This is a genomic window from Dyella sp. PARNA 12/25 (genome assembly GCF_055702865.1).
On sequence record NZ_JBVQCI010000001.1, the window covers coordinates 840,016 to 860,895 of the forward strand.

The following is a 20,880-nucleotide window of genomic DNA, read 5'->3' on the forward strand; positions in this document are numbered from 1 at the left end:
CGGGCCTGCATAGCAGCCGTGGCTCTGGCCACGGCTGTTTTTTGCGACTTTCTTACAAGTCCTTCCCTTGCTTGACAGGTGTTGACCATGGGTGACGTGCCATCGACGGATACATTCGCTGTCATCATCGACTTTCTGACGGCCGATGCCAGGCGGTCGGTGGGCAACAGGATCTTGTCCGTCCCTGATCTGAGCGCCGATGAAGCTGCCATTCTCGCCAAGGAAGCAGACAGGGCAATGCGCGATAGCGGGGAGCGAAAGCTCAATCGCGTGCTTCTGCTCGAACTGCACGCGGCCAAGCTCTCCGGGCAACTCACTGCGGCTGATGAGAGCGGAAAGTTCGCCCAGTTTCTTGATCTTGCAACACGCGAGGACTTCAAGGCGTCACTGAGGCGACGCTACCCGGTGCTAGAGGACCGCCTGAGAAAAACGCTAGGACAACAGGGCGCCGCCATCGTCAGCCTGGCTGAGCGCATCGCATCCGATCGGCACCTGCTCTCCAGCTTGCTAAGCGGGCCTGCGGGTGAGCTCCGTGTCGTCAGACTCGGGGAAGGGGATGTGCACGATGGTGGCCATACCGTAGCGCAGATCGAGTTCACCGGCGGCACGGTCATGTACAAGCCGCGCTCTCTGCGGATCGACGCGGCGCTCGCCGGGTTTCTGGACGATCTGTTTCAGGGCCACGAGAACCACATCGAGGTCCCCGAGGTGCTTGACCGAGGCCCGTACGGCTGGACTGCTTTCGCGGAACACAGGTACTGCACCAGCCAGAACGAATTGGCGACCTTCTATCGCAACATCGGCCATTGGCTTGCCGTCATGCGGCTACTGGGTGGCACCGACATCCATCACGAGAACCTGATTGCGTCCGGTCCGGTGCCTTTTGTGGTGGATGTAGAGAGTCTCTTCGTGCCCGATCCGTTGGTCGCGCCTTCCGACCTGGGGCAAGCAGTGGATCTCGCTGAGGCGATGATCCGCTCGTCAGTGCTACGCACGGGGTTGGTGCCATTCCGCGCGCCTGTACTCGGGCTCGATGGCGTGGATATTTCTGGCATCGGCGCGCTGCCGGGGCAGCAACCGAAGATTCGCGTTCCCGAAATCGTCCAGCACGGCACGACCGAGGCCCATGTTGGCCTGGTCAGCGTGGACCTGGACATGGCCAAGAATCACCCATGCGCCAATCCGGATATCTCGCACTTCTGGGCCGACATCGTTACGGGATTCAAAGAGCTCACTCGCCGATTCATCGTACTTCACGACCAAGGGGCTCTCGCGCCAAAGCTCGCCGCATTTCGTGGTTGTCGCATTCGTCACATTCAACGCCCGACGCAAGTCTACGTTGAGGTTATGCGCATGCTGTGGCATCCCGCCTCGTTGCATGACGAACCGGCGGCTATCGAGCGGGCGCGCGATCTACTAACGCAGCAAGCGGTCGCCGCCAAAATTGCATCGTCTGAGGCGGTAGTGATCGTCAACGAAATTGACGATATGCGCTACGGCGATGTCCCGGTATTTGCCAACGAGCTTGATCAGAACCAGCTTGATGAGGTCTTCAACGGTTGGCAGGCGATGCGCGTCGACCTTGAAGAGCTGACCATACGCGGCGCACTCGTCACGCTCCATCTCAACGCACGACTGAACGACGACAAGCGTGCTCCCTACGACCTCAAGGCCCGGCATCCCAGCGCCAGCAACCTGGATCGTCGCCGTCGCGCCATGGCCGCGCTCACGGTGAAGGAGTTACTTGAGCTTTCCGTGCGGGGAAGTGACGGAACGATGACCTGGATCAGCCCCGTCCTCGGGCGTAGCGGATGGGCGATGCGCAGCCTTCAGTCCGACCTTTACGTTGGATTATGTGGTGTCGCCATTGCATTGGCGGGTTATCTCGAGGAGATGCAGCGGGGCAGGGCCGACATAGTAGAAGGCGTAGAAGAAGCCCTGAACGGCGTGCTCAAGGTGCTTCGCAATACCGAGCTGGTACGTCCAGCCGAAGCGGTAGGTGCATTCATCGGTCTGGGTTCGCAGATACTTGCCTGGCTCACTCTGCACGGTATCCAGCCGCAATCCGATTTTCTTGCTATGGCGATAAGGCAGGGTCAATCCCTTGAGCAATGGGATTTCGATAACGAGCGCGTACTCGACATCCTGGAAGGTGTGTCGGGTGCCATCGTGCCCTTGCTCCAGCTCGCCGAGGTGACGGGTGATTCACGCTGGCTCGATCTGGCGGCCAAAGCAGGCAGGCGGCTGGAGCAGGCGGCGATCATCGACGAACGCGGTGCGCGATGGCCGGCCTCGATTTTCGATGAGCCCATCGGCGGATTTGCTCATGGCGCCTCCGGAACCGGTTGGGCGCTGACGCGTCTTGGACTGAGCGAAGCAGGCAGCGAAGACGATCGTAAACGGTGGCTAGCGCTGGGTGATCGTGCTTTCGATTTCGAGGAATCGCTTTACGACGCCAGCGCTGGCAACTGGATCGATGTGCGCAAGCCGGAGAGCAAGGATTTTCCGAACACCTGGTGCCACGGTAGCGTCGGTATCGGTTTGGCGGCGTGTGATCTCTATGCCCGCACGGGGGGCGAACGGCATCTCAGTACCCTGCGTCGCGCCGTACAGGCGGCACGACGTGGCGGATGGGGATACAGCCACACGCTGTGTCATGGCGACCTCAGCATGTGGGAGCTGATGATGCGTGCCAGCAAGCTGGTGCCGGATCTGGTGCCGCCGGAGGCGATGCCGGGCGCGGCGGTGATCCTTTCCAGCATCGAAGAGCACGGCATTGTCGGTGGCCTCGCGCGAGATGCGTTTTCGCCCGGCCTGATGAGTGGCATCTCAGGATCCATCCACCAGCTCATTCGTATGCATCCGGAGTGCGCCATCCCGTCGCCCTTGCTGATGGAATGTCGAGTAGGTGAGTACATCAGAAGTGAGGCGTTTGAACGGGAACTCCTGACGGCTTAGTTCGAGGCACACAGACCGGGTGGCCGATGATCCTGAAGCGCTTTCTACGTCGTTTCTACCGACCGCTCGCTGGCGCAGCGCTTCTGTCCTGTGCCAGCGCGGCATCCACGGTGGCCCTGCTCTCGCATATCAATCGGCTGGCATCCGAGGGTATTCACGGCCATGCGCTGCGTCCGCTTCTTGCCGGCGTCCTATGGCTGGTAGCGCTGTTTGTGACCAACGCACTATCGCAGGTGCTGCTGGCACGATTGGGTGGCAACCTGGTGGCGCAGCTTCGCATGGAGTTGTCCAAGCGCTTTATCGAGCTGGAATACGAAAAGCTGGCGGACCAGAAGCACACCGTGTTCGGCTCGCTCATCGAGGATGTTGCAAACATAGCGCCACTGGCGCTGGTCGCCCCCTTGCTGGCGTACAACCTGCTACTCGCTGCGTTGTATGCGGGCTACCTTGCCACGGTGTCGATGGCGCTACTCGGGATTCTCGCCATCTTCCTGTGTGCGACCTTCGCAGCCTCGTTGATGCTTGAGCGCATCTTGCGCGGCAAGCTCGACGAACTTCGTCAAGCCAACGAGAAGGTGTTTGAGTACTTCCGCTTTATCAGCGATGGCAAGAAGGAGATGACGCTGAATGCGCAGCGCGCTGCGCATTTCACGCGGGAGTTGATGAATCCCGCCATTCTTCGTGCGCGGGGCCTCATGGTGCGGGCCTACGCCGGTCTGGGTCTCAATGAGGCGTGGTCGATGGCCGTCATGTATGCCGCCATCTTCCTTATCGTCTATCTGGGGTACGCCTTTCTGGCGTTGTCGCAAGACACGATCATCCACTTCGTGATTGGTGCGGTGTTTCTCTGCGGACCGGTGAACTTTATTGTGAGTGCGGGCAGGCAGGTGGCCCTGGGGGCCGCAAGTTTGCGCCACCTCGAGCGAGTGGGCATGCATCTGGGCGCCGAGCTCAACGAAGATCAAACACGCCAGCTCGAACGGCATTCGTTCGACAGGTGGAGTGAGATAAGAATGGAGGGGGTTTGCTACAGCTATCCGGGCAACACCACTTCGAAGCCCGTCATTGGCCCTGTCGATCTCACGATTTCCCGCGGGGAGATGCTGTTCATTATCGGCGGAAATGGTAGCGGTAAATCGACACTGCTCCTCCTGTTGAGCTCCCTGATAGCGCCAGACAAAGGAAGCGTTTACATCGATGACGTGCCGGTCACGACGGAGATCTGGTCGTACCGTGAGCGGTTCACCGGTGTGTTTGGCGACTTCTTTCTATTCCCTCACGTTCTGGGCGCTACAGGTAGCCCGCTTTCGGACGAGCGAATCGAGCATCTGCTAGATGTTCTTGACCTTGGCACTCAGGTGCAAACGGAAGAGGGCGAACTATCTCGCCTGACCTTGTCCACGGGACAACGGAAGCGACTGGCCTTGCTCCAGTGTTACGCCGAGGATCGGGATATCTTCTTTTTCGATGAGTGGGCCGCGGACCAGGATATTCACTTCCGGGACTACTTCTATTGCTCGCTTTTGCCAGCGCTCAAGGCCAGCGGCAAAACCATCATCGCGATAAGCCACGATGACCGTTACTTTCATATGGCCGACCGGGTGATTGCGCTCGACTCGGGTGCGATCGTTTCGGACGCGCGGCCAGGTTCACAACCTCAAACGCGCAAAAGCGAAGCTGTTTGAGCTTGGTTGTCATGCCTAACAAGGCTAGTGGCGCGTGTCTTGGCCGTCAGGTGACGCCCATCGATCGAAAGCCATTAATGACGGCGTCGATGTCTTCCCGTGTCGTGCCACGACCCAGGCTGAAGCGTATGGCGCCCATGCCGACTCGCTCGCTGACGCCCATCGCCGCCAGCACGGGTGATAACTCGATCGCGCCGGCGTGACACGCCGAACCCGTGGAGGCGGCGACACCTTCCAGTTTCGCGAGTATCTCAGCGCCGATCTGGTCGACGAACGCTACGTTGAGCGTGTTAGGCAGCCGTTGCGTAGCGTGGCCATTGAGCACGACGCGATCGCCGTAGATGGCCTGCAAGCCTTGCCACAAGTGATCGCGCAGCGCGCGGACCGGCGCGATTGACGCCAGGTTCTTCGCCAAGGCGCAGGCCTCACCCAGCGCGACAGTGAGCAGCGCGCTTTCGGTGCCCGCGCGCAAGCCATGTTCGTGGCCGGCGCCGTGGATCAATGGCTCCAGCGCCGTGCCGCGTCGAACATACAATGCACCAACGCCTTTGGGCGCATACAGCTTGTGCCCGGCGATGGTCAGCAGGTCGACGCCAAGCTCATCAATGCGCGTCGCCACTTTGCCAACAGATTGCGCGGCGTCGCTGTGAAAGCGGATGCCGTGTGCGCGTGCGATGTCGGCGATGGCCTCGATGGGCTGAAGCGTGCCCGTCTCATTGTTCGCATGCATGATGCTGACGAGGATCGTGCGTGGCGTGATGGCGCGGCGCACGGCTTCGGGATCCACTTGCCCCGTACTGTCCACGGGCAAGCAAGTCACCGATGCTCCGAGTCGTTGCAGAAAGTTCAGTGGCTTGAGCACGGAGGGGTGCTCCGTGGCCTGCGTAATGATGTGGTCGCCTTTTTCCCGCAGCGCGAAGAAGCTGCCCTTGAGGGCCAGATTGTTGGCCTCGCTGCCGCCACTGGTGAAGATGATCTCATGCGGTTGCGCACCGAGCAGAGACGCTACCTGTTGGCGCGCACGGGTCAGCGCTTTTTTCGCCGCACGACTGGCCCAGTGTCCGCTCGACGGGTTGCCATAAGCGTCGTGGAGATAGGGCTGCATGACCGCCTGCACCGCCGCGTCGATCGGCGTGCTGGCGTTGTAGTCGAGATAGATAGGCTTCACGTCAGAACACCCGCGCGTTGTCAGCGGCAGCGGTGACACCCGCCAGTCCGCTCATCGTACTTTGCCGCGCGCCCGTCATGGTGTCGCTTGCGTAACGGGTTCATGCCGGTACCAGCTCTGGCTCTTTCATGACAACGGCAACGATGACGCCGGAAATGAAAGTAAGGGCACCAATCGCGTAGATGGCATAGGCAAACCCGAAGCGATCCGCGATGAGGCCTGCCGAGAGCGCACCGATGGCGTAGCCCAGGTCGCGCCAGAAGCGATACACGCTGAGCGAACGGGCACGCCAGGCCGGTGCTGAAGCATCGGATACGGCAGCGATCAAACTGGGGTACACCATCGCCGTGCCCGCACCCAGCAGCACGCTGGCGACGAGCCACCCTACGAAGTGACCCGAAGCGGCCGTGAGAAAGAGGCCCCCTGCCTGCACCCACATGCCGGCGACAATGAGGCCTTTGCGCCCCCAGCGGTCGCTCAACGGGCCCGTCACCACCTGGCCCATGCCCCAGACCACCGGATACACCGCCTTGAGGATGCCGATACGTTCCACCCCCATGCCCAGTGAGGTGAAGAACAGCGGAAAAATGCCCCAGCTCATGCCGTCATTGAGGTTGTTTACCAGTCCTGCCTGCGATGCCGCGAACAGGTTGCGGTTGCGAAGCGAGGTGAGCGCAAAGACTTCCCGAAAGCTCAAGGATGATGCGGGATGGCCCGCACCGTGCGCCTCGACGTGAACGTGATCCCGTGTATCGCGCACGGCAAGAATGGACAAGGCCGTTCCCAGTACGGCGTAGCCGATACCAAGATAGATCGGCACCGGACGGAGCCCGTAACGGCTGGCGAGATAACCGGTGAGAAAGGCCGTGGCGCCCACCGCGAGGTAGCCGGCGAATTCATTGAGCCCCACCGCGAAGCCACGGGCCTTGGGGCCGGCCAGATCCACCTTCATGATGACCGTCATCGACCAGGCGAAGCCTTGGCTCAGGCCCAGCAGCACATTGGCCGCGATGATCCACTCCCAGTTCGGGGCGACCACGATCATGAAGGGCACGGGAAGCCCGACCAACCACCCGATGACGAGCACGCGCTTGCGTCCCCAGGTATCCGCGAGCTGGCCGGACACGAGATTGGCCAGCGCTTTGACTATGCCGAAGCTGATGATGAACGACGAGATCAGCGTGGTCGACTCGATGTGAAACGTCTCCGAGCCGATCAGGGGCACCACGGTGCGCTCGATGCCGACCATGCCACCGACAAACGCGTTGATAAGCACTAGTAACGCGAACTGTCGCCAGTTTTCCTTGAGGCCAAGCTTGATCGTTGAATGGTGCGCAGGCGGCGTGTTCATAGAGAGAGTCATGCAGTCCACGCTGCGAGGCCAAATCCGACACTCATGATAAGCAGGGCCAGCGCCACCAGACATCCAGTGGCAAGTCGTTTGGTCAAAGTGCTTGACTCTGGACCTAGATCAATGGTCTAGACTTGCACCCATGAACACTCTCCATACCAGCATGACTATCGGTGCCGTCGCCAAGCGCGTCGGCGTGGCGATCGACACGATTCGGTATTACGAGCGCGAAGGGCTGCTGCCCGAGCCGTTGCGGCGTGAGTCGGGCTATCGCAGCTACGACGAAGGCGCGGTGCGGCAGTTGCGCTTTATCCGGCGCGCGAAGGACCTCGGTTTTACGTTGGAAGAGATCCGCGACCTGCTGGCGCTCTCCGCCGATCGCCATCGCGGCGTGAAGGCGGTGAAGCAGCGTGCGCAGGATCGGTTGGCGGCGATCAACGAGCGTATCGCTGAGCTCACCCGCGTGCGCGATGGACTGGAGCAACTGATTGATGCGTGTCCGGGGCACGGCGCGCCGGACGAGTGCCCGATTCTGCGTGCGCTGGCAGACCAGGAAGGTGAGGTATGAGCATGGAAAAGCACGATTGCTGCAGCAAGGAAGCGCAGACTGAGCCGATGACCAAGTCCTGTTGCGGTGGCCACGAGCCGGTCGCCGCGGTGGCTCACGCGCACCACCATCATGACGGGCATCACCACCACGATCATCAGGGTCACGGCGCACTTTCCATCGAGGAGGCTGCGGAACCCGTCGCCGAGTCCTGCTGTAGCGGTCACGCGTCAACTGCCGCGGAGACCCACGCCCACCATCACGACCAGCATCATCACCACGATGGGCACCACCATGGTCATCATCATCACGACCATGGCGCAGCGTCCACCAAGGATCCCGTCTGCGGCATGACCGTGGACCCCTCGACCGCCGCTCATCAAGCGGAGCACGACGGGCACACGTATTACTTCTGTGCTGCGCGCTGCAAAGAGAAATTCCTTGCCGATCCCGCGCGCTACCTGCAAGCGGATGCACCACCGGCACCAGTCATCCCCGGTGCCATCTATACCTGTCCCATGCACCCGGAAGTGCAGCAGGTCGGTCCCGGTGATTGCCCCAAGTGCGGCATGGCGCTGGAACCGATGATGCCGAGCCTGGACGAGGACGATGGCCATGAGTTGCGCGCCATGGCGCGCCGCTTCTGGTCACTGACGGCGGCGACGCTGCCGGTGTTTCTGCTGGCGATGGGGCCGCATCTGTTTGGCTGGCATCTGCCGATGCCGTGGGATGGTGTGGCGGCGTGGTCCGAGGCGCTGTTGGCCACCGCGGTGGTGCTGTGGGGTGGCGCGCCGTTCTTTGCACGTGGCTGGCGGTCGCTCAAGCCGTGGTCGCCCAATATGTACACGCTGATCGCCTTGGGGACGGGCGTGGCCTGGGTCTACAGCGCCATCGCTTTCCTCGCGCCCTCGCTGTTCCCGGAAGGTTTTCGCGATATGCACGGCCGCGTCGGGGTGTATTTCGAGTCGGCGGCGGTGATTGTCACCCTGGTAACGCTTGGCGATTTTCTTGAACTGCGTGCGCGTCGTCGTACCAGTGCAGCCTTGAAGGGTTTGCTCGGTCTTGCGCCGAAAACGGCGCGGCGTGTCGATGCTGATGGCCGCGAACACGATGTATCGCTGGATGCGGTACACGCAGGTGACACGCTGCGCGTGCGTCCCGGTGAGAAGGTGCCGGTGGATGGTGTGGTGATCGATGGCGAGAGCCACGTGGACGAATCTATGCTCACGGGCGAGCCGTTGCCGGCAAGCAAAACCAAGGGCGAGCGCGTGACGGGCGGCACCGTCAATCAGGACGGCGCATTGTTGATGCGTGCGGAGAAGGTCGGCGCCGAAACCATGCTGTCGCAGATCGTGACGCTGGTGGCGCAGGCCCAGCGCAGCAAGGCGCCGTTGCAGCGTGTGGCTGATCGCGTGGCGGCATGGTTCGTGCCGGTGGTGGTGGGCGTGGCGGTGCTGGCGTTTGGCCTGTGGGCATGGCTGGGGCCGGATCCCCGGCTGACCTATGCGCTGATCGCTGCGGTGTCGGTGTTGATCATTGCGTGTCCTTGTGCGCTTGGTCTGGCCACGCCTATTTCCATCATGGTTGCCAGCGGTCGCGCTGCGCAGAACGGTGTGCTGTTCCGCGATGCGGCGGCTATCGAGTCGCTGCGCAGCATCGATACGCTGGTGGTGGACAAGACCGGCACGCTCACCGAGGGCAAGCCCACTTTGAAGGATGTGGTAAGCCTTGGCGCATTGCCGTTCGATCAGCTGCTTGGCATGGCCGCCGCACTGGAGAAGCCCAGCGAGCATCCGTTGGGTCGTGCCATCGTGCAGGGTGCCGAGGCACGCGGCATCCGTGTACCGGCGGTGGAAGATTTCCGCAGCACCACCGGTGCCGGTGTGGAAGGTTCGGTGCTGGGCCACGCCGTGGCATTGGGTAACCCGCGCATGCTGTCCCATACGGGCATCCACCTTGCGGAGAGCGTCCAGCTGCGTGCAGATGCGTTGCGTGCCGAAGGCGCTACGGTGATGTATCTGGCGGTGGATGGTGCATTGGCCGGCCTGATTGCGGTGGCCGATCGCGTCAAGGCGACGACGCCGCAAGCCATTCGCGATCTGCATGCCGCTGGCTTGCGCATCGTGATGCTGACCGGCGACAACGCCACCACGGCCAAGGCCGTTGCCGATTCGCTGGGCATCGATGAGATGCATGCCGATGTGTCGCCGGCCGATAAGGCAGCGCTGATCCAGTCGTTGCGCTCGCAAGGTCATCGTGTCGCCATGGCGGGCGATGGCATCAACGATGCTCCCGCATTGGCGGTTGCGGACGTCGGTATCGCCATGGGTACGGGCACCGATATTGCGATGGAAAGCGCGCAGGTGACGCTGGTGAAGGGCGAACTCACCGCCATCGTTCGTGCGCGTGCACTGTCGCAGGCGACGGTAAGCAATATCCGCCAGAACCTGTTCTTTGCATTCGTCTACAACGCGGTCGGTGTGCCGCTGGCTGCTGGTCTGCTGTATCCGCTGATCGGTGTGATGCTGTCGCCGATGGTGGCGGCGCTGGCCATGAGCCTTTCCTCGGTATCGGTGGTGGGTAACGCGTTGCGTCTGCGCCGCGCTCCCTTGTGATAGTTGTCACTCACGATGATTGACGGACCGCCCTGCCTGCCAGCACAGGCAGGGCGGATCATTTCTCCCGCACCGATGGGGTGCGGGAGGGCATCACATGACCATCATCAACGACACGCGCAGCACGCTGGATAAAACCATGCCGCTGCTGTTGGGCCTGCTGGTGGCATTGCTTGCTGGACGCGCCCTGAAGAAAATGCTTTGGACCGTATTTGGCATGTACTGGTCGCTCAGGGTGAGCGGCATTCATTGGTAAGGCGGATCAATGTTGCATGGCCTTGGCGTGCTCTTCGAGCCAGGGCGTCAGCGATACCTGCCAGATGTTGTATTTGCCGTTATCCCAGTCGGCCCGAGTAGCACTGGCAGGTGCATCGGTAAGCCGGTCGCTGGCGAAGTAAAGCGTGTGGTGGTCGGGACCCAGACGCGACTCGGCGTCGGAACCCGCGCTGTTGACGACGTTGCCAAGATGGATTGGTGTACCCCAGCGCCCGTTGTCGCGAAACGCAATGAACAGATCGATCTGGCGTGCCGGCGCGCGGCCGGAACTGAACACCACAAAAGATTCATCGGGAGCCACTGCCGGGTCGACGTCGGTGACGGTGCCATCGCTGAAGGGCAAGGGCTGCGGCTCCTGATAGGCGCCGTTGACGTAAGCAGCGCGGAACAGCTGGAAGTGTTTTGGGTCGTTGCCTGGGTGCATGAAATACAGCGTTCCGTCAGCGGTAACGCTGGGAGCGAAGGTGGAGTCGCTGTGGTTGACAGACTCCGGCAGCCGCACCGGCGCAGTCCATGCGTTGCCTTCGCGGCGCACGATCCATAGGTTGCCGCCGGCTTCAGGGAAGCTTCGACCATTGAAGAAGCCATCCAGTGGCCTGCCGCCTGCGGTTTTGGGTCGGTTGGAAATAAACACCATGAAGCGACCGTCGGGCGACATGCTCGGTTCCATGTCATTCCATTGGCCCGAGAACGCCGCAGTGACCGGTGATGACCAATGATCGCCGTCGAGGTGACTGACCAGGATGGTGGAATGCTTGCCGTCGCCGGTGCGCGAGAAGAACACCGTATGTCCATCCGGTGTGAAGGCCGGTGCGCTGTCATGTGCTGGTCCGGAGATCACCCCTGGCGCAAATACCGTTGGCGCGGCTTCGGCGGCGTAGAGGTGGGCGGAGGCCAAAGCGAGCATGCAGATGCATACGTGACGAATCATGAGGCTTCTCTTTTCCTGAGTGGCTCGACGTTTCGCGGGTGATGCCTGGCGGTGCGTGCCAGGCGACTGTGGCACGTCGGTGCGCGGTCGCACGAGGGACATTCGTCATGGCTGGTACCGACGGTGATACTTCATCAGTGTTGCCTTAAGCTGTGCATCCAAGTTCTTGCAGGAAGCCCCGATGTCCTCCAGCCGTGCCCTGATCGAGCGTTACTACGAGGCATTCAATCGTGGCGACTGGGAGGCCATGCTGGATTGCCTTGCCGACGACGTGGCCCACGACATCAACGAGGGTCATCGCGAAACCGGGCGTGACACGTTCCGGCGTTTTCTGGAGCGCATGAATCGCAGCTACCGCGAGCAGTTGCGTGACATCGTAGTGATGACCAGCGAAGACGGTACCCGCGCCGCTACCGAGTACGTGGTGCACGGCGAGTATCTCGCCGACGACGAAGGGCTGCCGCCAGCACGCGGTCAGCCCTATGTATTGCCGGGCGGGGCATTCTTCGATATCCGTGACGGTCGCATTGCGCGGGTCAGCAACTACTACAACCTGCAGGACTGGATCGCGCAGGTCACCGGGAGCTAAACCGTGAACGTGCGCATCGTCACCAGCGTTGGTCATGCCGTGCGGCCCCATCTGGAGGCACTGGCGAAGCTGCGTGCCCAAGTGTTCCGCGACTACCCCTATCTTTATGAAGGGGACATGGCGTACGAGCATCGTTACCTTGACCGCTATGCGCAGTCCAAGCGCAGCGTGTTCGTGCTGGCGTGGGATGGCGACGAAGTCGTGGGTTGTTCCACCGGCATGCCGCTGGGCGATGAGATTCCAGCCATCCAGCTGCCATTCGCCGAGCGCGGCATGCTGCTGAGTGACGTGTTCTATTTCGGCGAATCGGTGCTGCTGCCAGCTTATCGGGGGCAGGGCATCGGCCATCGTTTCTTTGATTTGCGCGAAGCGCACGCTCGTGGCCTTCAGGGCTACCACTGGACGGCGTTCTGCGCAGTGGAACGCGCACCGAATGATCCTCGTCGTCCAGCGGACTATCGGCCGCATGACGCGTTCTGGCAGCAGCGCGGCTACCAGCGGCAGGAGAACATGTTCTGCACGCTTGACTGGACCGAGGTCGACGCCCTGACGCCGACCGATCATCGCCTGCGTTTCTGGCTGCGCCCCATCGACACCTGACTTTTGGCGAATACCCTCCGCATGACTCGTAATCTCGACGAATGGCTGTCCTACCAGGAGCGCGTGAATGTGCGCAGCATCGAGCTGGGGCTCGATCGCGTGCGTGCCGTGTGGCAACGCATGGGCGTGCCTGCAACGGCGCGGCGCGTGATCACCGTGGGCGGCACCAATGGCAAAGGCTCCACGGTGGCGATGCTGGAAGCCATGCTCACGGCGGCAGGACAGCGTACGGGCTGTTACACGTCGCCGCATTTGCTGCGTTACAACGAGCGCATCCGCATCGAAGGTGTGGAAGCGACGGACGAGGCGCTGATCGCCAGCTTCGAGCGCATCGAGGTGGCGCGCGGCGAGATACCGCTCACCTATTTCGAATTCGGCACGCTGGCGGCGCTGGATCTGTTCGCCCGCGCCGACCTCGATGTCGCGGTGCTGGAAGTCGGGCTGGGTGGCCGGCTGGACGCGGTCAACATCATCGACGCTGATGTGGCTGTCGTTACGACCGTCGATCTCGATCATATGGACTGGCTCGGCCCTGATCGCGACAGCATCGGCGCAGAAAAAGCCGGCATTGCGCGCACTGGGCGTGCAACGGTGGTGGGTGAGCTCGATCCGCCGAGAGGGCTGCTCGATGCCTTGCGTCGCATCGGTGCACGCGTGGAACGTGCCGGCGTGGACTTCATGGTCGATCGTCTGGCCGGTGGCGGATGGCAGTGGCGTCACCGCGACGGCACCGCGCTGACCTTGCCCGACCCCGTGCTTGCCGCGCCGGTGCAGTACGCCAATGCAGCAGCATCCATCGCGGCCTTGCATGCGTTACAACTGACGGACAGTGCGCTGGCAAACAGCGATCTCGCTGGCGCCGCGGTTAAGGGTTTGCGTGCAGCTCATGTGGCGGCGCGTCTGCAATCGCTCGGCGGCGACCCGGCGTTGGTGGTGGATGTCGGTCATAACCCCCAGGCCGCCAGGGCGTTGGCCGAATGGCTCGACGCGAACCCGGGTGGTCGGGTGCACGCCGTCTATGGCGCGCTGGCCGACAAAGATGTGGGGGGCGTGATCCGCGCCCTGGGTGCGCGCATCGACCACTGGCATCTGGCAGGGCTGGAGCACGACACCCCACGTGGCTTGCCGGCTGCGGTGCTGGCAGAGCAGGTGACCCTCGCATTCCCGCAAGCACGCTACGACTCGCATCCCAGTGTCGCCAAGGCGCTGGCGGCCGCGCGGGCGAGTGCGCAACCCGGCGAACGCGTGCTTGCCTTTGGCTCGTTTTTCGTCGCCGCGGCGGTGCTGGCTGAATCGCGTGGCACCAATTCGGCCTGAGCGGCGACCGGGACAGGTATAATCGCGCCCGTCCTCGCACCCCTGTCGTTTGGAGCCCGTCTTGAAAACACGTCTGCTGGGAGCTGCTGTACTCATCGCGCTGGCTGTGCTGATCGTGCCGATGTTTTTCTCCAGCAATCCTCCGGCTAAGGGTGGTGATGACTCGGTAAGCCTGGCCATTCCGCCAGCGCCCGATCGCGACCTGCAGACCAAGACCATGAGCCTGACGCCGGGTGCGGCGTCGGCCTCTACCGCGGCACCGGCACCCAAGCCGGCCGCGGCCGTACCGACACCTGCTGCCAACGCCACGCCGGTGGGTTCCACCGATCAGCTGGCCACGGTGAATATCGGTTCCAATCGCCCGCGCGATGTGGAGACCGATCCGCTGGCCGGCCAGAAGCCCGAGCCGACCACGGTCACCAAGCCGGGTTCCAGCGCGGCCCAGCCGGTCATCCCGGCTCAGACCAAAGGGGCCGCCGCCGCAGCCGTTGCCACGGCCGCCGCCAGCGCCGCGACCAAGCAGGCGAACTCCATCAGCACCCCGGCCCTTCCTGCGCAGACGCAACCCGCAACGTCGCCGGCCACGGCGGCGCATGGCCAGTACTCCGTCAATCTCAGCGCGTATGCGTCGAGCGCCAGCGCGCAGAATCTGATCCAGCGCGTGCGCGGGCTGGGTTATCCGGCATCGGGGCGCACCATCACCCAGGCTGGCAAGCAGCTGACCATGGTGACGGCGGGTCCGTTCGAGTCGCGTGCCGCTGCTGAAGCGGCGCGCCTGAAGATCACCCAGACCATCCCGGGGGCCCCGGCCCGCCTGGAAGGCAGTGCCAGCACGCCGACCCAGGACGATGCGCCTGCCGCCAGCAGCGCCACCGCTCCGGCACGTGCCGGTGGCTGGGCGGTGCAGGTGGCCGCCATGGGCACCCAGGCCGACGCCAATGCGCTGCGCGACAAGCTGCGCGCCAGTGGCTTTGACGGCTATGTGGATACGGTGAATGCCAACGGCAAACAGTTGTGGCGTGTTCGTGCGGGTCCGCAAACCCAGCGCGCCGATGCCGTGCGCATTCGCGACCAGATCAAAACCAAGCTCGGTGTGGACGGCAACGTCGTCACCGCACCCTGAACGGTGACCCGGTGAATTGGGCCGACTACATCATCGTTGCCGTATTGGGCGTCTCGGTCTTGATCGGGCTGTGGCGTGGCCTCATTTCAGAGGTGTTGGCGCTGGCGGTCTGGGCTGCCGCGTTCTGGGTGGCATGGACGTTCGGTCCGAGCGTGGCAGAGTACTTTGAACACAGCATCCAGCTGCCTTCGGCGCGGATTCTGGTGGGTTACGGCATTTGCTTCCTTGCCGTGCTGATTGCGGGTGCGCTGTTGCGCTTCCTGGTCAGCAAACTGGTGGAGGGCACCGGGTTGTCCGGTACCGACCGCTTGTTGGGCATGGTGTTTGGTTTTGTGCGCGGCGTGCTGCTGGTGACGCTTGCGGTGTTTCTGCTCGGGTTTACCGCGTTCTCGCGCGACCCATGGTGGCATGAATCGGTGTTATTGCCGCAGTTCAAGGGAATGGCTGCGTGGCTGGGCGAGCGGGTGCCGGACAGTGTCCGTCATTACCTGAATCCCCCGGCCGTACTGGACCATTTGCCCGCCTTGCCGGCGGGCTTGCCGGGCGCTTTACCAGCGACCGGGCACGACATCCATCCCGCAGCCGCAACCACGGCTGCACCGGCAACGACTTACTAATTACGGGCTTTCAACCATGTGCGGAATCATCGGCATCGTCGGCACCAGTGAGGTCGCCGCGTCCCTCTACGACGGTTTGACCGTGTTGCAGCACCGCGGCCAGGACGCTGCCGGCATCGCCACGGTGGACGGCGCGCGCCTTCGCCTGCACAAGGGCGCCGGCCTGGTGCGTGACGTGTTCAACCAGACCGCGATGAGCGGGCTGCACGGCCGCATCGGCATCGGCCACTGCCGTTACCCCACGGCCGGTTCCGACGGTTCGTCCGAGGCGCAGCCGTTCTACGTGAATTCGCCCTACGGTATCGCCTTCGCACACAACGGCAACCTGGTGAACACCGAGTCCCTGCGTCGCGAAATGTTCGAAGACGATCGCCGTCACATCAACACCGATTCGGATTCCGAAGTGCTGCTCAACGTGCTCGCGCACGAGCTGCAGATCCAGGACCGCATGGCGCTGACCCCGGACCATATCTTCAAGGCGGTGGCTGGCGTGCATCAGCGCGCTCGCGGCGGTTACGCCTGCCTGGCGCTGGTGCTGGGCTACGGCCTGCTGGCTTTCCGCGATCCCAATGGCATCCGTCCGCTGGTGCTGGGCGAGCGTGTGACGGCGGAAGGCCGTGAATACGCTGTGGCCTCCGAGTCGGTCGCGCTCGACATCCTCGGCTTCAAGCGTCTGCGCGACGTTGAGCCGGGCGAGGCGGTGTTCATCACCAACGACGGCCAGCTGTTTGCGCGTCACTGTGCCGACGGTGCGGTACATGCGCCGTGCATTTTCGAGTACGTGTACCTCGCGCGCCCGGACTCGATGATCGAGAACGTGTCGGTGTACAAGGCGCGACTGCGCATGGGCCAGAAGCTGGCGGAGAAGATCCTGCGCGAGCGTCCGGACCATGGCATCGAGGCGGTGATTCCCATCCCCGATACCGCGCGTACGGCAGCTTCCGCACTGGCCGAAGCGCTGGGCGTGCCGTTCCGCGAGGGCTTCGTCAAAAACCGCTACATCGGCCGCACCTTCATCATGCCGGGGCAGGGCGAGCGCGTGAAATCCGTGCGCCGCAAGCTCAACCCGGTGGAGCTGGAGTTCCGCAAGAAGAACGTGCTGCTGGTGGATGATTCCATCGTGCGTGGCACCACTTCGCGCCAGATCATCCAGATGGCACGCGATGCTGGCGCTCGCAACGTGTTCTTCGCCTCTGCCGCACCGCCGGTGCGCTACCCGAACGTGTACGGCATCGACATGCCGGCCGCGTCCGAGCTGGTGGCCGCTGGCCACACTGAAAAAGAAGTCCAGCAGATGCTCGGCGCTGACTGGCTGATCTACCAGGATCTGCCGGATCTGGTGTGGGCGGTGCAGGACGGCAACGAATCGCTGAAGCAGTTCGACACGTCGTGCTTCTCCGGTGAGTACGTCACCGGTCTGGATCAGCACTACCTGCAGCAGATCGAAATGCTGCGCTCCGACGACGCCAAGGCCGCCCGCCGCAGCGCGTAAGCTATGGCGTTTCCCTGTAGGAGCGCACTTGTGCGCGACCGCGACATAGCAGAACCCTCGCTCCGCCGGGTTGTCGCGCACAAGTGCGCTCCTACAGTTCGTTTTTTCTTCGCGATCATCGCTTATGACCGCTGACCTTCACGCCGCCGCCAAACGCTGTCTCAACGCTTCCGATTCCGCGGAGAAGCTGCGGCTGACGCACGAGACGTGGGCTGCGTTCCTTGCGGGCGAGTTGCGCCCCGATCACGCATCACCGGCACCCGAGCCCATCGGTGCCCCCGGTCGCCCGCAAAAACCGCAGCTGGTGCCGCAGCGGCAGGTGCCACACCGTGGCTTGGGCACACCCGAAGGTCGCGCCGCGCTGGTGCACGCCGTAGCGCATATTGAGTTCAACGCAATCAACCTTGCATGGGATGCGGTGTACCGCTATCGCGGCATGCCTCTCGATTACTACCGTGACTGGGCCAGCTGCGCGAATGACGAAGCGCGCCATTTCGCCATGCTGTCCGAGCGTCTCGCCGAGCTCGGTCACGTCTACGGTGACTTCGACGCGCACAACGGCCTGTGGGACATGGCGGAGAAGACCGCGCATCACGACACGGTGCGCATGGCGCTGGTGCCGCGCGTGCTCGAAGCGCGCGGGCTCGATGTCACGCCCGGCATGATCGAGCGCCTGCTTGGTGTCGGCGATGCGCAAACCGTCGCCGTACTCGAAGTCATCCTGCGCGAAGAAGTGGCGCATGTGGCCGCAGGCACGCGCTGGTTCCGTTATTGCTGCTCGCGTGACGGTATCGATCCGCGCGAAACCTTCCTTGATCTGCTGCGGGACTACATGGGCCGCAACCTGCGCGGCCCGTTCAACCGGCCGGCGCGTCTGGAAGCCGGTTTCGACAACGAAGAGCTGGACCAGCTGACCGCACTGGCGCTCGAAATCTGAAGCGGCCCTAGAAAGGGGCGAAAGCTGCTTTTGCTCGTCATCCCTGCGAAAGCAGGGATGACGGCATTGGCGTGTCTTGCGCCCTGAAGTTGGATTTGGCACTTGACTGTCGATTAACCAAGTGGTTAAGTGACGACATGTCCACCGTCCCCGACACCCTCTCGGCCACCTTCGCCGCACTCGCCGATCCCACGCGTCGCGCCATCCTTGAGCGTCTCGCCGCAGGGGAGGCCACCGTCAGCGAACTGGCCAGCCCGTTCGACATCTCGGCACCCGCCATCTCGCGACATCTACGCGTCCTGGCCGATGCTGGCCTGATCGAACGCGAAATCGATGCGCGCTGGCGCATCTGCCATCTGCGCGCCGAAGCCTTGCGGGGCGCACATGGCTGGCTCGAAACCTATCGCCGTCACTGGGAAGACAACCTCGATCGCCTGGTCGAATTTGTCGAGCGCACACATGCCGCCGACACCGCTCACATCAAGCGCACTGCCGGTGCGCGGAGGAAAAAGCCATGACCGTAGTTGCAGAGCGAACCAAAGCGGAAGCTGCCAGCTTCGAGCTGGAAATGACGCGCTTCATCCGGGCACCGCGCGAAAAGGTGTTCGATGCCTTCGTGCAGCGGGATGCACTGGCGGCCTGGCACTGCCCCCGCGGCATGCATGTCACTGATGCCAGCGCTGACGGGCACATCGGCGGTCGCTTCCGCATCGCCATGACAGCGCGTGATGGCTCAAGCTACGCGGCAGGTGGCGAATACCAGGTGCTGGATCGCGCCGATTTCCTCGCTTACACCTGGTCGTGGGAACAGGGCCCGATGACGGGCCGCGTCACGCTGATTGAAGTCACACTGACGGCGCGCGACGGCGGCACCGCCATGCACATGCGACATACCGGCTTCCCGGACGCCATGATGCGCGACGGCCACATGTCCGGCTGGCATTCGGTGTTCAATCACCTGGTGGATTACCTCGACCCCGCAGGCAGTGCGGCGACGGTCACCGTGATCGGCGACCCGCGCAGCACCTATTGCCGTACCGTGCGCATGGCGCTGGCGGAGAAGGGTGTGGCCTATACGCTGCAACCGGCCGCTCCCAACGCGCCAGAAGTCACCGAGATCAATCCGTTTGCACGCATTCCGGTGTTTCGCGATGGTCCGATCGAGTTCTACGAAACGCGCGCCATCCTCGGCTATATCGACGAAGGCTTCGACGGCCCAAGCTTGCTGCCCGCCAACGGCCTGACCGCGCGGATGCGCAACGAGCAATGGATCAGCGTCATCAATTGCTACTTCTACGACGCCGTGGTGCGCCGTTACGTGGTGCAGTATCTGTTCCCCAAAGGTGCCAATGGTGAACCCGATCGTGCAGCGATCGATGCCGCGCTGCCTGAGATCGATCGTCAACTCGCCGTATTCGAGCAAGCCTATGGCGGGCACGACTATCTGACGGGATCCTCCATCTCCATGTGCGACTACTTGCTGGCGCCCATCCTCTGCTACCTGGAGCAATACCCGGAGGGAGCCGCCTTGATGGGCAAGTATCCGAATATCCGCCGTGCCCAGGCCCTTATACGTGCTCGTGAAAGCTATATCGCCACCGAGGCAACCTTCACCGCGGCATAGCCATCCCCCGCCGATCTGCGGTGATCGCGCCGCAGATCGGCGCCTGTCGTTTGCAAGACTGAAGCGAAGAGGCTACCCCCATGAAAACAGAGGCTGGAAAACTCGTCTGGGTTGAGCACGCCAGTACTGACCCAGTGAAGGCGCGTACGTTCTATGCCGGTTTATTCGGTTGGGAAGATTCGCCGATGGATGTGTCGGGCGCGCCATACCACGTCATCATGAATGCCGGCGAAGGGATTGGTGGCTTTCGATCCGCGCAGGAAGGCGAGCCCACCAATTGGGGCATCTACCTGAGCGTGGCAGACGTGGATGCGGCCCACAAAAAGGCCACCAGCGAGGGCGCCAAGACCTGCATGCCGCCTACTGACTTCCCGCCGGTAGGGCGCGGTGCCACCATGATCGACCCGGTCGGCGCCATGTTCTCCATCTGGCGCGGCACCATGGATGACAAGCCAGATGCTGATGTGCCGCCCGGACACTGGTGCTGGCACGAACTGCATGCGAATGACGCGCAGAAGGCGCTGTCCTTCTATGAAGGCCTGTTCGGCCTGAAGCACGATGCCATGCCCTCATCAGGTGGCACCTACTACGTACTGAAGAAGGGCGAGACTGATCGCCGTGGCGGGCTGATGGCATCGCACGACAACGGCTCATCGTCCATGTGGTTGCCGTACGTCCACGTCACCGACGTCGACGCCACTGCTGCCAAGGCAAAGAAGCTGGGTGCCGAAGTGTGCGTGCCACCGACCGACATTCCCAACATCGGCCGCTTTGCGGTGCTGAGCGACCCGCAGGGTGCATCGTTCGCGGTGTTTCTGCCGCTGCGCCAGTAATGCAGGTCGTTGTGAGCCCAATAAAAAAGCCGGCACTAGGCCGGCTTTTTTATTGAATCTTGGTCGGGGTGACATGATTCGAACATGCGACTTCTACGTCCCGAACGTAGCGCTCTACCAGGCTGAGCTACACCCCGTGGGAGCCGCGTATGTTAACGACCCCCCGGGGGCTTGGCAACAGTTTGTGAAAAAAATTCTTCACGAACCTCTGTGGCGG

General features: G+C 62.7%; 18 protein-coding genes and 1 tRNA gene. 15 read left to right on the forward strand and 4 right to left on the reverse strand.

Annotation, left to right across the window (positions count from 1 at the left end; all coding sequences use genetic code 11):
- Positions 1-87 precede the first annotated feature (87 nt).
- Both AC0GUR_RS04015 and AC0GUR_RS04020 read left to right on the forward strand, forming a co-directional pair.
- The gene (locus AC0GUR_RS04015; protein ID WP_472876178.1) at positions 88-2,958 is read left to right on the forward strand and encodes a type 2 lanthipeptide synthetase LanM family protein; all 2,871 of its coding nucleotides are present in this window, start codon (positions 88-90) and stop codon (positions 2,956-2,958) included.
- Positions 2,959-3,236: 278 nt separating this feature from the next.
- Positions 3,237-4,643 (forward strand): ATP-binding cassette domain-containing protein, encoded by a 1,407-nt coding sequence (locus AC0GUR_RS04020; RefSeq protein WP_472876179.1) that lies wholly within the window; start codon positions 3,237-3,239, stop codon positions 4,641-4,643.
- A gap of 46 nt (positions 4,644-4,689) precedes the next feature.
- Here AC0GUR_RS04020 and AC0GUR_RS04025 read toward each other — a convergent pair whose 3' ends face one another.
- Positions 4,690-5,811, reverse strand: a complete 1,122-nt coding sequence (locus AC0GUR_RS04025) for a cysteine desulfurase family protein (protein ID WP_472876180.1) — start codon at positions 5,809-5,811, stop codon at positions 4,690-4,692.
- A gap of 100 nt (positions 5,812-5,911) precedes the next feature.
- On the reverse strand, positions 5,912-7,162 hold the full coding sequence (locus AC0GUR_RS04030; RefSeq protein WP_472876181.1) for an MFS transporter: 1,251 nt from the start codon (positions 7,160-7,162) through the stop codon (positions 5,912-5,914).
- 142 nt (positions 7,163-7,304) lie between these two features.
- On the opposite strand from AC0GUR_RS04030, the gene AC0GUR_RS04035 reads away from it, so the two are divergent.
- The 3 genes from AC0GUR_RS04035 to AC0GUR_RS04045 all read left to right on the forward strand — a co-directional run bounded on the left by AC0GUR_RS04035 (position 7,305) and on the right by AC0GUR_RS04045 (position 10,580).
- Complete coding sequence (locus tag AC0GUR_RS04035) at positions 7,305-7,730, forward strand: MerR family transcriptional regulator (protein ID WP_472876182.1); 426 nt, start codon at positions 7,305-7,307, stop codon at positions 7,728-7,730.
- Positions 7,731-7,732: 2 nt separating this feature from the next.
- Positions 7,733-10,324 carry a heavy metal translocating P-type ATPase gene (locus AC0GUR_RS04040; protein WP_472876287.1) on the forward strand — a complete coding sequence of 864 codons (2,592 nt, stop codon included), beginning with the start codon at positions 7,733-7,735 and terminating at the stop codon, positions 10,322-10,324.
- 97 nt (positions 10,325-10,421) lie between these two features.
- Positions 10,422-10,580 carry a hypothetical protein gene (locus AC0GUR_RS04045; RefSeq protein ID WP_472876183.1) on the forward strand — a complete coding sequence of 53 codons (159 nt, stop codon included), beginning with the start codon at positions 10,422-10,424 and terminating at the stop codon, positions 10,578-10,580.
- Between the two features lie 6 nt (positions 10,581-10,586).
- On the opposite strand, the gene AC0GUR_RS04050 is transcribed toward AC0GUR_RS04045, so the two are convergent.
- Positions 10,587-11,531 (reverse strand): hypothetical protein, encoded by a 945-nt coding sequence (locus AC0GUR_RS04050; protein ID WP_472876184.1) that lies wholly within the window; start codon positions 11,529-11,531, stop codon positions 10,587-10,589.
- A 181-nt stretch (positions 11,532-11,712) separates the two neighbouring features.
- On the opposite strand from AC0GUR_RS04050, the gene AC0GUR_RS04055 reads away from it, so the two are divergent.
- The 10 genes from AC0GUR_RS04055 (at position 11,713) to AC0GUR_RS04100 (ending at position 20,663) form a co-directional block, all read left to right on the forward strand.
- Positions 11,713-12,120 carry a ketosteroid isomerase-related protein gene (locus tag AC0GUR_RS04055; protein WP_472876185.1) on the forward strand — a complete coding sequence of 136 codons (408 nt, stop codon included), beginning with the start codon at positions 11,713-11,715 and terminating at the stop codon, positions 12,118-12,120.
- Positions 12,121-12,123: 3 nt separating this feature from the next.
- Positions 12,124-12,720 carry a GNAT family N-acetyltransferase gene (locus tag AC0GUR_RS04060; protein ID WP_472876186.1) on the forward strand — a complete coding sequence of 199 codons (597 nt, stop codon included), beginning with the start codon at positions 12,124-12,126 and terminating at the stop codon, positions 12,718-12,720.
- 21 nt (positions 12,721-12,741) lie between these two features.
- On the forward strand, positions 12,742-14,037 hold the full coding sequence (folC, locus tag AC0GUR_RS04065) for a bifunctional tetrahydrofolate synthase/dihydrofolate synthase (protein ID WP_472876187.1): 1,296 nt from the start codon (positions 12,742-12,744) through the stop codon (positions 14,035-14,037).
- 61 nt (positions 14,038-14,098) lie between these two features.
- A complete protein-coding gene (locus AC0GUR_RS04070; protein WP_472876188.1) occupies positions 14,099-15,160 on the forward strand; it encodes an SPOR domain-containing protein in 1,062 nt (353 codons plus the stop codon).
- 11 nt (positions 15,161-15,171) lie between these two features.
- A complete protein-coding gene (locus AC0GUR_RS04075; RefSeq protein WP_472876189.1) occupies positions 15,172-15,777 on the forward strand; it encodes a CvpA family protein in 606 nt (201 codons plus the stop codon).
- Positions 15,778-15,793: 16 nt separating this feature from the next.
- Positions 15,794-17,269, forward strand: a complete 1,476-nt coding sequence (gene purF, locus AC0GUR_RS04080; RefSeq protein ID WP_472876190.1) for an amidophosphoribosyltransferase — start codon at positions 15,794-15,796, stop codon at positions 17,267-17,269.
- 124 nt (positions 17,270-17,393) lie between these two features.
- Positions 17,394-18,206 carry a ferritin-like domain-containing protein gene (locus tag AC0GUR_RS04085; protein ID WP_472876191.1) on the forward strand — a complete coding sequence of 271 codons (813 nt, stop codon included), beginning with the start codon at positions 17,394-17,396 and terminating at the stop codon, positions 18,204-18,206.
- A gap of 137 nt (positions 18,207-18,343) precedes the next feature.
- Positions 18,344-18,724: an ArsR/SmtB family transcription factor gene (locus AC0GUR_RS04090; RefSeq protein ID WP_472876192.1), complete on the forward strand. Its 381-nt coding sequence runs from the start codon at positions 18,344-18,346 to the stop codon at positions 18,722-18,724.
- Entirely contained in the window at positions 18,721-19,830 is a 1,110-nt protein-coding gene (locus AC0GUR_RS04095; protein ID WP_472876193.1) for an SRPBCC domain-containing protein, read from the forward strand. The genes AC0GUR_RS04090 and AC0GUR_RS04095 overlap by 4 nt, the downstream gene beginning before the upstream one ends.
- A gap of 80 nt (positions 19,831-19,910) precedes the next feature.
- A complete protein-coding gene (locus AC0GUR_RS04100) occupies positions 19,911-20,663 on the forward strand; it encodes a VOC family protein (RefSeq protein WP_472876194.1) in 753 nt (250 codons plus the stop codon).
- A 60-nt stretch (positions 20,664-20,723) separates the two neighbouring features.
- Here AC0GUR_RS04100 and AC0GUR_RS04105 read toward each other — a convergent pair.
- Positions 20,724-20,800: transfer RNA gene (locus AC0GUR_RS04105), tRNA-Pro, on the reverse strand.
- Positions 20,801-20,880 lie beyond the last annotated feature (80 nt).